Source organism: Halodesulfovibrio sp. (assembly GCF_015482765.1).
GTDB lineage: Bacteria > Desulfobacterota > Desulfovibrionia > Desulfovibrionales > Desulfovibrionaceae > Halodesulfovibrio.
On sequence record NZ_JADMLB010000066.1, the window covers coordinates 31,311 to 45,930 of the forward strand.

Genomic DNA, 14,620 nt, shown 5'->3' on the forward strand with positions numbered 1-14,620 from the left:
AGAGAGGGGGAGAAGGCAGCGTTGCTGAAAGAAAAAGCGTTTCAGCGTTACTATAGAAGAGCTGAAACGCTTTAGAATTTATTATCTTACGAGAGACGGCATTTAAAGTCTTCGTAACCGAATTCGCGGACAAGCTGGAGTTCCCCTGAATTCGGGTTGTAACGGGCAATCGCAGGGAGCTGAAGCCCGTTAAATGTGTTCGTTTTTACCATGGAGTAGATGGCCATATCTGTAAAAGCGACACGATCTCCTTCGGTAAGAGGAGCATCAAAGGAATATTCTCCTATGACATCACCTGCCAGACAGGATTTGCCGGCAAAGCGGTAGGAGTATGCCTTTTTCCCTTTTTCTTCAGAGTCGATAACAAACGGTCGGTACGGCATCTCAAGCACATCCGGCATATGACATGCTGCGGAAGCGTCAAGAATGGCTATGTCCATGTCTGCTTTGATGACATCAAGTACCGTTGCGACAAGAATTCCTGCGTCTAACGCAACAGCTTCACCCGGTTCGAGATACACTTGAAGACCATAACGGCTCTGTGCGCGTTCGATGCAGGCGCAAAGGCGTTCAATGTCATATCCCTCGCGTGTAATGTGGTGCCCGCCGCCAAAGTTAAGCCATTCCATGTCATGCAGAAGATGTCCGAATTGCTTTTCAACAGCTTCTAATGTGCGATCAAGAGCATCAGCATCTTGTTCACACAGGGTATGGAAATGAAGACCGGAAACACCTTCCAGATCATTTTCGTCAAAGTTTTCAAGCCGGACACCGAGGCGTGACCCCGGGGAACATGGATCATAAATAGGTGTTGTGCCCTCAGAATGCTGAGGATTCACACGTACCCCGATCTTAATAACTCGGTCTGCCGCCTGAATGAGAGGACGGTATTTACGCAGCTGCGTAAAAGAATTGAACACGATATGGTCAGAGTATTTGATGATCTCTTTCATATCGTCATCGGAGTAAGCAGCGGCGAAGCTGTGCACTTCGCCGCCGAATTCTTCACGTCCCAGTCTCGCCTCGTGCGGAGAACTGGCGCAGGTTCCGTGCAGGATGCTGTTCAGTACAGGGAATGTGCTGTACGTCGCAAATCCTTTCAACGCGAGGAGGATTTTGGCTCCTGTACGTTTTTGAACGGAATCCAGTATTGCCGCGTTATCCGCAAGCTTTGCCTCGTCCACAACAAAACATGGAGAGGGCAGGCGTTCCAGTTCTAGTTTTTGAAGGTAATTTCTGTCCATGGGAGACCGTGAATGTTGAGTTTTTCCATAAATGGATCAGGATCAAGTTCTTCCATGTTGAACACGCCTTCGCCTGTCCATTTTCCGGTAAGCATAAGCATTGCGCCAATCATAGCCGGAACACCGGTGGTGTAGGACACAGCCTGAGAAGCAACTTCTTTGAATGCTTCTTCATGGTCGCAAATGTTGTAGATGTAGTAATCCTTAGGCTCACCGTCTTTGATGCCTTTAATGCGGCAACCAATGCAGGTACGGCCTTTTGTGCGCTCGCCGAGTCCGGCAGGTTCAGGGAGAACTTCCTTGAGGAACTTGAGTGGTACAATGTCCTGACCGTTGTATTTAACGGTGTCGATACGGGTCATACCAACATTCTCAAGCACCTTGAGGTGGTTCAGGTACTGATCGGAGAATGTCATCCAGAAACGGGCGCGCTTAAGACCTTTTAAGTGCTTTACAAGAGATTCGAGTTCTTCATGGTACATGAGGAAACACTTTTTAGGACCGATGCCTTCAGGGAAATCGTAATTCATGGAGAAGCTGAGAGGATCAGTTTCAATCCATTCGCCGTGTTCCCAGTAGCGACCGTTTGCTGTAACTTCGCGGATATTAATTTCCGGGTTGAAGTTGGTTGCAAAAGGATGACCGTGATCGCCTGCGTTGCAGTCGATGATGTCCAGCTGGTGGATTTCATCAAACTGATGCTTCATTGCATGAGCGCAGAAAACGTTTGTTACGCCCGGATCAAAACCGGAGCCGAGAAGAGCCATAAGACCTTTCTCTTTGAAACGTTCCTGATATTCCCACTGCCATTTGTATTCGAACTTGGCTTCATCGATAGGCTCATAGTTCGCTGTATCGAGGTAATGCACACCGGTTTCCAGACAAGCGTCCATGATGGTGAGATCCTGATACGGCAGTGCGAGGTTGATAACGAGAACCGGCTTATGTTTGTTAATAAGTTCAACAAGCTCAGGCACGTTGTCCGCGTCTACTGTGTCGGTAACGATATCGCGACCGGTGCGTTCTTTAACGGAGGTGGCAATTGCATCGCATTTTTCAATGGTTCTGGATGCAAGAACGATTTCGGAAAAAACTTCAGGAACCTGTGCACACTTGTGTACGCACACGCCGCCGACGCCGCCAGCGCCGATAATCAACACTTTAGACATAGTTGTACTCCTTGCATGGTGCGAAACGGAATCTGATCTGTTGCTGTGGAAAGCTTGTTATAGCCTGTTGGCATATGGGGATGGAAATAAGCAGACCATCCTCACTGTTGTGCACTTCACAGCTATACTGAGCAGGATTCTGTCGCAGAAAAATTATCTTTCAAAATAAGTGTAGCCGCGCAGACCGGCATAGAAAGCCTGAAGAAGGTCATATCGCTCTGCAGCGGTGATTCGACCTTCACGCACGGATTGTTCTGCCATAGAGCGCAGATCTTCCATAATCCTGCGCTGGTCGTACTCAACGTATTCGAGCAGTTCGCCTACTGTATCCCCCTCAATCTCACGCACAAATTCATAGCTTCCATCTTCGTACATGCGGACACTGACAACGTTGGTGTCACCGAAGAGGTTGTGCAGATCGCCGAGGGTTTCCTGATATGCGCCCACTAGAAATGCGCCGAGGTAGTACTCGTCGCCGTTTTGCATAGGGTGCAGGTCAAGCAGCGGCTTTTCGCCTTTAGGGTCAATAAACGTGTCCAGTTTGCCGTCAGAGTCACAGGTGATATCTGAGATGATGGCGTGGCGGGACGGCTCTTCTTTCAAACGATGCAACGGCATCACAGGGAAGAGCTGGTCAATTGCCCATGCGTCCGGAAGGGACTGGAATACGCTGAAGTTCGCGTAATATATATCTGCAAGAGCTGTATCAATTTCTTCAAGCTCTTTAGGGACTATTTTTAACTTGTCTTTCAGCTTGGCAACCGCTTTGGTAATTGCCCAGAAGATGTTGTCTGCCAGTGTTCGCTGGCGGAGCGTAACTCTTCCGTCAAGGAACATACGACGAATTTCATCACGATAGAATAAGGCATCGTTGTATGCTTCCTGAAGGTTGCGAAGGTTGAGAGACTTGTATGCCTCGTACATATTGACAACTGCTTCGGGAGTACCTTCCGGCAATTCTGCCGGAACTTTTCCGTCTTCAATTTTACTTACGTCGAGGATGTTGAAAAGCAGTACAGAGTAATATGCAACCACAGCACGACCGGATTCGGTGATGATGTGCGGGTGCGGGATATCCTGCTTATCAAGGGTAGTCATAACCGCTTCCACAACGTCCATGGCATATTCGTTGACGCTGTAGTTTCGGCTGGAGACATAGTTTGTGTGTGAACCGTCGTAATCCACAGCCAGACCGCCGCCGAGGTCAATGTACCCCATTGGTGCGCCTTCCTGCACCAGTTCAGCATACACTCGGGATGCTTCCTGAACTGCTGAACGGATGCTGCGGATGTTCGGAATCTGAGAGCCGAGATGGTAGTGCAGCAGCTTTAAGCAGTGCAGTTTATTCTGTGCTTTCAGGGTGTCAACAATATCAGTAATCTGCGACATGGAAAGCCCGAACGAAGAACGTTCACCGCCGGACGCAGTCCAGTGACCGCCACCTTTGGCAGAGAGCTTCACGCGTACGCCTATCTGTGGCTCTACACCGAGCAGTTCCGCACGTTCTAGAAGCGTTGCCAGCTCCCAGCCCATTTCCATAACAAAGATACAATTGAAGCCCATGCGCATAGCATGAAGACCAAGGTCGATGAACTCTTCGTCCTTGTATCCGTTACAGACAAGGCATGCTTTATGGTCGCGCATTTGAGAGATTGCAGCAATAAGTTCGGCCTTGCTGCCAACCTCAAATCCGTGATGAAAAGATGAGCCGAAATTGGCTATCTCTTCAAGAACCTGCTGTTGCTGATTAACTTTAATGGGGAAAACGCCACGATATTCAGCCTTGTAGCCAAGAGTGCTGATGGCGTCTCTGAAAGAATTGTGCAGTGAGGATATCTGTGAATCAAGAATGTTCTCAATACGCAAGAGAACAGGCAGCTCAAGGCCGCGTTCTTTCAGTTCTCTGATAACCTCGGGAATACTGACAGCTACGTTGCTGCCACGTCCGAAGGGGTGGATGGCAACGTCGCCATTTTCAGTAATGTCAAAGTAACCGGCACCCCAATTGCGGATGCCATACAGTTCAGCAGAGTCATCAATACTCCACTGCTGGAGGGCGTTCTTGTTTGCCAACTGTCGTACCTCATACATACTCCATTAATGGTGTGACCCACCGGCGACATCGGAAAATAAGGGTGTCGCCGTATCCGCTACAAGTGCATGCCTTATAACCGGATGGCAGGCACACGAAAACGCGCATTTTACAATAAACGCGTGCGAATTTTTAGAGGGCATCCGGCAGTCATGTCAATATAAAAAATGGGCAAGGAAATCAGGAAAACGGTTTTTCCTATTCTTTGTCGTATGTTTTTAATTCGATAGTAAATCCTTCGGGGTCAACAACAAAAATTGATGTGCCGGTTCCACGTGCACCACTTAAAATGAAAGGCCCTTTAATTTGCACATCATGGTCTGCCAGACGTTTGAGCAGAGGGTTCCATTCTTTTTCACCATAGGCAAGGCAGACGTGATTGGCTTTACCCGGTGCACAAATAAGATCACCTAGTTCTTCCCACATGTTAGGCGGGAAAAAATGAATAATATTATGTGAATTGACACGTACTGAAGGGAATTTTGCGTTGCCTTCTTTCCATGCATCATAATTTTCCGGTGTGAGTCCAAGTACTTCGCTGTAAAACTTTACGCATGTATCCGGACTTTCGACGTTAAGTGTCAGGTGGTCAATTTCAACTTTCATGTTCTGCATCCTTTGGTTTGTGGTGGCTTTCTTTACGCTACCATACCAGTCTGCAGTAAGGCAGTATAGTTGAGCAGAAATGAAATGACAAAAAAAACGGCTGCCCCTGAAAAGGACAGCCGTTGTATAGGCAATGTGTACGAATCCTGAAGATTCGTTGTGACTGTAAAGGTTAAACGCCCTTGCGAACAAGTTCGAGCAGGGTACGAACGCCAAAGCCGGTTGCGCCGCCTTTAGTGTTGTACGCAGGGCCTGCGATGTCGAGATGTGCCCAGCGAACGTCTTCTTTAACAAACTGTTTAAGGAACAGAGCAGCGTGAATCGCGCCGCCTTCGCGGGAGCCGACGTTTTTCATGTCAGCAACGTCGGATTTGAGGGTTTCGAAGTAGGAATCCCACAATGGCATTGGCCAGTATCTGTCACCTACACGTGTACCTGTTTCTGTGATGGCTTTGGAAAGATCGTCATCTGTTGAGAACACTGCTGCTGCATGAGCACCGAGCGCAACAACGCAAGCACCGGTAAGGGTAGCAAGATTAACAAGTGCAGCCGGTTTGTATTCACGCTGTGCGTAAGTAAGTGCGTCAACAAGAATAAGGCGTCCTTCTGCATCTGTGTTGATAACTTCGATGGTTTTGCCGTCGAGAGATTTCACAACATCACCAGGATGGGTTGCAGTAGAGCTTGGCATGTTGTCAGTGCAAGGGGTGATACCGATAACGCGACGTTCGATATCTGAATTACCGAGTGCTTCAAACAGACCGAAGATTGCACCGGCGCCGCCCATGTCGCATTTCATTTCATGCATGCCGAGGGACGGTTTTAAGGAAATTCCGCCAGTATCAAAGGTAACACCTTTACCGACAAAAACGATAGGATCGTCGTTTTCGGTGCCCTTAGGCGCGTGTTCAAGCACAATAAATTTTGGTTCAGCATCAGAGCCTGCTGCTACAGAAAGGAATGCACCCATGCCGGCTTCAACAATTTCTTCACGACCAAGGATGGTGCGTTTGAAGTGGTATTTTTTACCCAGTTCTTCAGCTTTTTCAGCGAGTGCGGCAGGAGTAATAGCGTTTGCAGGAGCATTGACGAGGTCGCGGGTGTAGTTCACACCGCAAGCTGCTGCTTCACCACGACGTGCGGCAGCGTGAATGTCGTCAGGGAAGTATTCTTCGGTAGAAAGCAATGCCATCCAGCGAGGAGTGTATGCAGGCTCTTTCTGTGTTGTTTTAAATTCGTCGTATGTGTGGAGAGCAATCAGTACAGAAGAAACAGCTTCTTCTACGAGAACAGTATTCTCTTCATCGATGGTGTCGAGTGTTTCAACCGGAATTGCACAGGTATCAACTTTGAGTTCTCTGCATTTGAGGGCTGCTGTTTTAACAGCTTCGCGGAGCACTTCGAGTGTGAATTTTTTGCGATCACCGAGACCTACAATGATAGCGCGCGGCAAAGGAATTGATGGGTGACCGTATGCAACGGTAACCTGATTCTTTTCGCCTTTTGCATCCTGAATAGCAGGTGTAATGGTAATCCAAGGGATTGTTTCGCTTAGATTAGGAATACTTTCAGTCACTTCTTCATCTTTAAAGTTGAAAAGAAGAACAGTGTTTGCCTGCCAGTCAGAAGCTGGTGCCTGTTGGAATCGAAGATCCATGTTTGTCTCCACAGCAGATTGTCCGGAACGACCGGTAGTTGATGAAGTTATATGTACGATAGCGGCGCGTTATGCAGGGCACGACGCGCCGCTTTTGTTATCCATCCGGCAGTATAAGACCGGAATGACCTATAGTCCAGATGCTAACGCAATCTTACTTGGAATTATAGCTTGCCACAAAGTTCTCAATACGTGCATGAGAAGCTTCTAAGCGTTCTGTAAGTGCATTTTTGTAAGCATCAAGGTCTTCAATGGCGATGCGGGCAACGCCGGTATCCATTGCAGCTTTAGCAACTTCCGGTACTACCCATTCAAGAATGCGTGGGTCGAGTGGTTTTGGAATTACGTAGTCTGTGCCGTACTCTAAAGACTCTACGCCGTACGCGTCACAAATATCTTGCGGCACTGGTTCCTTGGCAAGCTTGGCCAAGGCGTGTGCTGCTGCAATTTTCATTGCCTCGTTAATTTCTGTTGCGCAGGTATCCAGTGCTCCTCGGAAAATGTACGGGAAGCCGGATACATTGTTGATCTGGTTCGGGAAGTCAGAACGACCTGTACCCATGATGCAGTTCGGAGAAGCCTCTTTCGCGTCAGGGTATGGAATTTCCGGATCAGGGTTTGCCATTGCGAAGATGATTGGATTTTCAGCCATGGAAGCAACCATCTCTTTTGAGAGCAAATCTTTTGCAGAAAGACCGAGGAAGCAGTCTGCGCCTTTGAGAACTTCAGCAAGTGTGCCGTGATCTTTTTCCTGCGCAAATTCAGCTTTGTATTTGTTGAGACCTTCACGGCCGGTGTGGATGAGCCCACGGGAGTCAAACATGAAGATGTTTTCGCGTTTTACACCAAGCTCTACATAAAACTTGGAACACGCAATACCTGCTGCGCCTGCGCCTACAACAACGACTTTGAGTTTTTCAATGTCGCGGTTGGTAATTTCGCATGCGTTGATGATGGCTGCGCCGGAAATAACGGCAGTACCATGCTGGTCATCATGGAAAACAGGAATGTCCATCTCACGTTTAAGCGTTTCTTCAATGTAAAAACACTCAGGAGCTTTGATATCTTCGAGGTTGATGCCGCCAAAGGTCGGTTCCATTGCTTTTACAGCAGCAATGAACTGGTCTGCATCTTTGATGTCGAGGTTGATGTCAAATACATCAATGTCGGCAAATGTTTTGAAGAGTACGCCTTTCCCTTCCATTACAGGCTTTGCTGCTAACGGACCGATATTACCGAGTCCGAGCACGGCGGTGCCGTCTGTGATTACGCCTACAAGGTTCGAGCGGTTTGTGTACAGGGCTGCTGTTTCCGGTGTTGCATGAATTTCTTTACATGCTTCTGCAACACCCGGTGAGTACGCCATGGAGAGGTCTTTCTGGGAACCGCATGGTTTAACGGGAACAACTTCAACTTTACCGCAGCGAGGAGCTTTGTGGTACTCCAGCGCTTCTTCTTTTGTGAATAACGCCATTTTTTTGAACCTTTGTTTACGTTGGGCAGGTAATGCACACAGTAAGCTGTGTTCGGAGGCGGTACTGATTTTCAGCAGGGGAAATGCTCCCCTAATTTGTTCGTTCAATACCGGAGCCGTACACTGCTTAAAGAATGCGATGAAAATTGCTTTCAAATGGCTTTAAGCATCTTGTCTAGTGAATGCAAGTAAATCTCACTAGAAAAGTAGTAACGACTCTACATAGATACTTGTTATAAGATACCGTGCAGGGTATTTTTTACGTATGGTCAAAAAAAGCTATCTTCCGTTCGCTCTACCCATTGTGGCATTTTTAGGCACAATTCTCACGGGGGCTCTGTTGTTGCACCACACGTCAGCAACCGGAGAGCTTTCAAGCATAGACGCATTGTTTATGTCGACATCGGCATTGTGCGTTACCGGTCTGGGAGTTGTCTCATGGGACACGGGATTCACCAGAGAGGGGCACTGGGTCATTCTTTGTCTGATCCAATTGGGCGGTCTGGGGGTTATGACCTACTCAACTCTTGCCTTTTATCTGTGGCGTCAGCGTGTGTCTCTGACAGATCGGCTCGCTGTCGGGACTGCTTTGTTGCACGATAATACCTTCCATTTGGGACTGTTTTTAAAACGGCTTGTCGTTATTGTTGCCTGTATTGAGCTGATCGGTGCGGTAATGCTGTATCTTATCGGGAGCGGAACATTTTCACCTTTCGAAGCGTTGTTTCATTCTGTGTCAGCTTTTTGTAATGCCGGAATTTCTCTTTTCCCAGATAACTTGCTGCAGTTTAAAAGCAATGTTGGCGTAATGTCTGTTGTGATGTTGCTTGTCGTGGCAGGTTCTCTGGGGTTCTCCGTACTCGATTCAGCGTATCTAAGAGTGAGGGGCTATAGTAACAAGCGGCGAAATTATTCAGTACGAATTATCTTGGTGACATCTCTCTGGTTGGTTGCAGGCGGTACTGCTGCCCTGTTTATCGTAAATGTACGAAGTATGGATTCGGGCGAAGAAGCTTTTGCAGCATTTTTCAGCGCGCTTTTTCATTCTGTGTCTGCTAGAACCGCTGGCTTTAATACAGTGCATGTTGAAGAAATGACAAACATGTCTTTATTGATACTATTGTTTCTTATGTTTGTGGGTGGTGCTCCGGGATCGTGTGCAGGTGGCGTGAAGGTTACAACAATGCGAGGTTTTTTTGCATTTCTGCGTGCTCAATTCCTCGGACGTAAACAAGTGATTATTGATGGAAGAGCGTTGGGGCAAAGCACAATTCATAAGATTTTGACGTTGGTTACCGGAGCGGTTTTGTTAATTTTTATTGGAACAGTTGCACTGACCTTAACTGAAGGAAAGAATTTATCGGAATTTGAAGTGCGTGGTCAGATGGTTGAGATTTTCTTTGAAGTTATTTCTGCCTTCACAACAGTGGGGATGAGTATCGGCTTTACTGCGAAACTCACAAGCGTGGGGAAGTGCATCATAATGTTTATAATGATTGTTGGAAGAATCGGGCCTATCTGGATGCTTACTGCTTTACACAATGTTCGACCCGACATTCGTTACGAAGTGCCGGAAATAGACCTGCCAGTAGGGTAAAAGGGCATGCTATGAGAAAGTTGGAAGTGGGTGTAATCGGACTTGGAAAATTCGGCAGTGCAGTTGCTGAGGCGGTATCTGACAAAGGACATGTTGTTGTCGGCATAGATAATTCTGGAAACAGCATTAAGAGAAACAAAGAGTTGTTACGACATGTTTACCAAGCAGATGCAACTGACATTGAAGCATTAAAACAGCTCCGTCTTATAGATTTGGATAAGATTGTAGTAAGTGTTGGGAAATCCATGGAGGATGCAATTCTGATTGTGTTGAATCTTCAAGAGCTTGGGATTCATAATATGGCAGTAAAAGCATGTACTGCTGAACATGCAGCTGTGTTACGACGGCTTGGAGTAAAACATGTTATCAGACCGGAGTTAGATGCTGCAGATAGATTTGCCCACAGAATTGCAAATCCCGGTTTGCTAGATCTTGTCCCCATTGGTGGAGACGTGTTGTTGCAGGAGCTTGAAGTTGATATGTGGGATGGGCGATCTTTAGGTGATTTGGGACTTTTTGAGCGCGGAGTAATGGTTGTAGCTATTAAAGAAAGGGGGGCAGGGAAGTATGATGTTGTTCCTGATGCTGAACGTATTCTTGCTACTGGTGACATTTTAATTGCTGTAGGGAGAGAGAAGGACGTTTTGGCATTAATTCCCTAATAAGATAATTACTAAGGAGTGCAGAACCGCTAGTCGGTTTCTGCATTTTTTTATGTCAAAACACTATCAGAGCTCACGTCAGTTACTTGACGAGAATATATTTTGTGAATTTTTGATGCTGTAGAAGGAAGTTTTTAAAAAGGAGTTTTGTATGTTTGAGATAAAAAGTTATATGGAATTTGTCGTTTAAATATAGATTGTTAGAGGGGGAGTGTTCTGTGTTGTGTAAAAGATTTAGCGGTTGTGTTCGTGGATAAGAAGTATGTTTTATATCAGTGGCATAGAAATTGTATTGTCAGCAATGACGGAAAATTTCGCCATATAAGGCATCAGGAGGCTCAATAATGATTGTTATTGACGGTAATGCAGCAGAATACAATGTGAACGCTTTTTCTAACCTTGAGGAGTTGCTCGTTAAGGTTATGGAAGACAAACTTGAAGACAGGGTCGTGACTGATGTTCTCGTAGACGAGGCTCAGTTTCAGGAAGAATTCCCTAACCAGGCAGGTCAGGTAGAGACAAGCTCAATTGAGCGTGTTGAAATTAAAAGTGTTCCTGTAAACGAGTTTGCACTCGGTATTGTTGCAGAACTTGATAAAGTTGTTGCACTTATGGAAAACAGCTCACATCACATTGCCGGTATGTTCCGCAATGGTCAGGAAGCTGAAGCACTTGTATTGTTTACAGAGCTTTTGAATGTTCTGCACGATTTTATGGGCATGCTGGCCGTACTGCGTGACGAATATGTGCATGAGAAAGAAGAGCTGTTTGAAAAAACAGTAGAAGAAGTTTCAGCACAGTTTGAAAGTATGGGAGAATCTACCGGTAAAGAAGATTGGGCATCTCTGGCCACAATTCTTGACGGTGACTTTGCAACCGCTGTTTCTCGCTGGAAAGGTGTTGTCGCTGTTATGCGCGAGAAACTGGAGAATGTCTGCGAGGAATAATTGGTATGGCAAACAGCCTTACATTGCTTGATGAAGCACTCCGGATTGGAGAGCGAGAACTGAAAGCCTTGAAGAATGGTGACATGGATGTTGCTGATGAGGCCGCTGTGGAGCGTGAGCGTCTTATTTCAGAGGCGTGGGCAATCCGAACAGGTGATATAGAAGGTGAGTTGCGTAAAAAGCTTTTGAAAATGCAAAGTGTTCAACTTTTGCTGACAGATGAGCTGAAAAAACTGCATGCATCTTTAAAGTCTCAACTTATAGCAAGCAAAAAGAAGTCATCAGGATACAAAGGATACCAGAGGTCGGTAACAAGACCGGACAGCTCTATTTCCAATTGTTTGGACAGGCGAGGGTAGTGGCTGTGTGTCGTAGCATGCGCACTGCTGTATATTGCTGATGGCCTAAGGTATATATTTTTTGAGCCAACGCGGTTCAGATAATACGTTGAAAGCGTAGCATTTCTTCACAAAATGTTGTGGAAGGTTGCTGCGCTTTTTTTGTTTTCAAGATGTATTTTCTCTAGTTGTTTGAAATGTAAGAAGAAAAGATAAAAAATAGCTCAAAAAATACTGAATTTAACGATGTTATTGTGATCAATAAAACGCTAACTCAATGTATTAGTAGGGAAATTGCAAGAGTATGTGATTGTAAAAACTATTTTAGTGTGAAGAATAATAGAGAAAGAGTAAAAATTGCAATGTAGTATGTATTTAATAATAGTATAATCCCATACAGCAACAGTAAATATAAAAACAATAACGCATATTGGACGGATAAAAACTGTTCTTTGTTGCGTATGAAAAAATGAACAAGCGAGAAGTGTAGTAACTTATTATAAAGAATGGCGTTATTTCAAAATATTATGGCAATAGATTCGCTATTCGCTATTGTTGAGATGCTGAAAAGAGCAGAGTCCCTTGGCAAGGAATTATACGCATTATTCTTGTTCAACAGTATTTTCACATAACTCTAGTGAGGAATGCTATGAAATTAACACGTTGCTTCTTTATTATTCTAGCACTTATGGTGCTTGCAGGTTGCGCTCAAACTCAGGCTGGCGAGCCTATGAGAGTGTACGGACAGGCTAAAACTGTAGTGCCAACCGGTTATTCAATGATTGGCTCCACCACTGTGAGCGTTCTACCTAATACCGTAAATATCCCGGTGGAAGGTATGTACCCGTATCAGAGATGGCATTCAGAAATTTACGGAATGGGTGACAGTTACGTAATCGTACAGAAAATGGTTTTCACAAACCAGTTCTATCGTTTTAAAGCACTCGTTGGTCCTACACAGGAAATGTGGGGTTCCGGCTGGAGAAAAGGCGATTACACCCTTTCTGCTGAAACAACTGACGCTGAATATGCAAAATACTTTGCATGCATCCGTGAAAAAGGCGGACAGCTTGCTCCGTTGTATAAAGTGACCATGTTTGATCAAAAGGTTACTCCTGCTGTTGTAGCACGCGTAATCAGCCTCACTCCTACTCAAGTTGGTGGTGTAGCTGCAATGCCTTCCTTTAACGATCTGTACCAGTACTACGAGTACGGAAACGGTTTTGGCGGCAGCGGCAACTCATAGTTGATGTAATCATATAAGAAAAAAATGCCCTCGGAGTATACTTCGAGGGCATTCTTTTTTTTAGGAGGCATCGGATATTATGAAGTTCAGAATAATGTTATTGGCACTGTGTTTGTTGTCTTGCGTTGTTATAACAGGGTGTTCCACCATGTTTCCTTCCATTTTTGGACAGGATGCAGTTTTGGGGGAAAGTTCAGATGAAGAGCGCAAAGAAGTCTATGGACATATTTATATTACGCTGCCTCCAACATATAAAGCCCTTGGTATAGCAACTATTAAATGGAGTCCTGATGTGCCTATTCCCGACCTGAAAGGGCCTCAGGAGCTTACAACAACAGGATATGAATACAAAGGGACGTTTTATTTAACCCAGTGGACTCGATTGGAAACAAGTAAATATTATTTTGAGCCACTGGAAAATGAAACCACAGAACGGTGGGGAACCCGTTGGCAGCGTACGACATTTACAGTTCCATCGAATACAGATAATCAGGAATATTCGCAGTATATGTTCTATCTGCGTGAAGATGACGGTTCTTTGCCTGAAGCTTATAATGTTACTGTGTATGCAAAGCGTTTTTCCGGAAGGGTAATTGTGCGAGTACTTGAATTTGTTCCTTCGACAGGAGCAGGCAGTGCATTTATTCCACGGTTTAGCCAGCTGTATCCGGTAGTTCCGTATCGAACAGTGGAAAATCCGGATACGCAACAAATCATAATGCCACAGAAAACGGATGCGGTTTCAAAATAGTTTTCTGTTGAAAGAACAAGAGGTTACAATGCGAAGAATATCAAAGTTATGTATTATATTTACAGTGTTACTGGCAGTCGCAGCATGTGGCTCACGATACAACCCCCAGACTGGGAAATATACCGTTTTCGGTACATCTAAGTTTGAACTTCCTCAGGGGTATAAAGACCTGGGGGGGCTGGGCGTAAGCGTTCTTCCAAAATATTTTGAAAGCGGTGCATATCCTTACCAGACATTCAACACGACTGTTTTTGGAGAAGGTGAAGCGTATATTTTGTCTCAGGTAATGCAAGTTTCTAATTCTCGCTACTACTTGCGGCCGTTGCTTGGCACAGGTGTTTCTAAATGGGGAAGCAGCTGGAGGCTAAATACATTCCAAGTCGATCCTAATAACACCAGTGTAGAATATCGGCGTTACTTTGAGTTTATAAAAAGTAAAGGGCATCCTTTGGCGTCAGGGTACAAGATGGAGATGTATGACAGATTGATAGGGCGCAGGACAGTGGCGCGTGTGCTTGTGCTGACTCCAGATGCTGTCAGTGGAAACCCTCCTGCTCCTGAAGCAAAAGAATTGTATACCTTAGAACGGGATGATTTCCGTAACAGATAGTTTGAGCAAGTTTATTACCTGCGCATTGAAGAGCCTTCCGGCATATACCGGAAGGCTTTTTTGCAAAAAAAAGCCGCCTTGATAGGCGGCAGGGGCTTATAACAAATCTAAAATTTCTTTTACGCAACTAACTAGAATGGAATTTAATAAGGCAACACACTGCGGTGTGAGCGGGAATCTTATTTTATGATCCTAATTCTTTTTGTTGCTGTAATTCTATGCGGAAA

At 45.5% G+C, this 14,620-nt stretch carries 13 protein-coding genes; 7 read left to right on the forward strand and 6 right to left on the reverse strand.

What is annotated here, in order from left to right:
* Positions 1-86: 86 nt before the first annotated feature.
* The 6 genes from nspC to QZY95_RS11995 form a co-directional block, all read right to left on the reverse strand.
* On the reverse strand, positions 87-1,244 hold the full coding sequence (nspC, locus tag QZY95_RS11970; protein WP_290923793.1) for a carboxynorspermidine decarboxylase: 1,158 nt from the start codon (positions 1,242-1,244) through the stop codon (positions 87-89).
* Positions 1,217-2,413 (reverse strand): saccharopine dehydrogenase family protein, encoded by a 1,197-nt coding sequence (locus tag QZY95_RS11975; protein ID WP_290923795.1) that lies wholly within the window; start codon positions 2,411-2,413, stop codon positions 1,217-1,219. Before QZY95_RS11975 ends, nspC begins: the two co-directional genes overlap by 28 nt.
* A gap of 153 nt (positions 2,414-2,566) precedes the next feature.
* Complete coding sequence (speA, locus tag QZY95_RS11980; RefSeq protein WP_290923797.1) at positions 2,567-4,504, reverse strand: biosynthetic arginine decarboxylase; 1,938 nt, start codon at positions 4,502-4,504, stop codon at positions 2,567-2,569.
* Positions 4,505-4,703: 199 nt separating this feature from the next.
* A complete protein-coding gene (locus QZY95_RS11985; RefSeq protein ID WP_290923799.1) occupies positions 4,704-5,111 on the reverse strand; it encodes a VOC family protein in 408 nt (135 codons plus the stop codon).
* A gap of 172 nt (positions 5,112-5,283) precedes the next feature.
* Entirely contained in the window at positions 5,284-6,768 is a 1,485-nt protein-coding gene (locus tag QZY95_RS11990; RefSeq protein ID WP_290923801.1) for a leucyl aminopeptidase, read from the reverse strand.
* A 154-nt stretch (positions 6,769-6,922) separates the two neighbouring features.
* A complete protein-coding gene (locus QZY95_RS11995; RefSeq protein WP_290923803.1) occupies positions 6,923-8,242 on the reverse strand; it encodes a malic enzyme-like NAD(P)-binding protein in 1,320 nt (439 codons plus the stop codon).
* A gap of 340 nt (positions 8,243-8,582) precedes the next feature.
* Here QZY95_RS11995 and QZY95_RS12000 point away from each other — a divergent pair, with 340 nt between their 5' ends.
* The 7 genes from QZY95_RS12000 to QZY95_RS12030 all read left to right on the forward strand — a co-directional run bounded on the left by QZY95_RS12000 (position 8,583) and on the right by QZY95_RS12030 (position 14,393).
* Positions 8,583-9,839: a potassium transporter TrkG gene (locus tag QZY95_RS12000; protein ID WP_290923804.1), complete on the forward strand. Its 1,257-nt coding sequence runs from the start codon at positions 8,583-8,585 to the stop codon at positions 9,837-9,839.
* 11 nt (positions 9,840-9,850) lie between these two features.
* Complete coding sequence (locus QZY95_RS12005) at positions 9,851-10,501, forward strand: TrkA family potassium uptake protein (RefSeq protein WP_290923806.1); 651 nt, start codon at positions 9,851-9,853, stop codon at positions 10,499-10,501.
* A gap of 344 nt (positions 10,502-10,845) precedes the next feature.
* On the forward strand, positions 10,846-11,448 hold the full coding sequence (locus QZY95_RS12010; RefSeq protein ID WP_290923808.1) for a hypothetical protein: 603 nt from the start codon (positions 10,846-10,848) through the stop codon (positions 11,446-11,448).
* 5 nt (positions 11,449-11,453) lie between these two features.
* Positions 11,454-11,807: a hypothetical protein gene (locus QZY95_RS12015; protein ID WP_290923809.1), complete on the forward strand. Its 354-nt coding sequence runs from the start codon at positions 11,454-11,456 to the stop codon at positions 11,805-11,807.
* A 628-nt stretch (positions 11,808-12,435) separates the two neighbouring features.
* Positions 12,436-13,032, forward strand: coding sequence for a hypothetical protein (locus QZY95_RS12020; RefSeq protein WP_290923811.1), 597 nt, complete (start codon positions 12,436-12,438; stop codon positions 13,030-13,032).
* 148 nt (positions 13,033-13,180) lie between these two features.
* A complete protein-coding gene (locus tag QZY95_RS12025; protein WP_290923812.1) occupies positions 13,181-13,783 on the forward strand; it encodes a hypothetical protein in 603 nt (200 codons plus the stop codon).
* Between the two features lie 28 nt (positions 13,784-13,811).
* On the forward strand, positions 13,812-14,393 hold the full coding sequence (locus tag QZY95_RS12030) for a hypothetical protein (RefSeq protein ID WP_290923813.1): 582 nt from the start codon (positions 13,812-13,814) through the stop codon (positions 14,391-14,393).
* Positions 14,394-14,620: the final 227 nt, after the last annotated feature.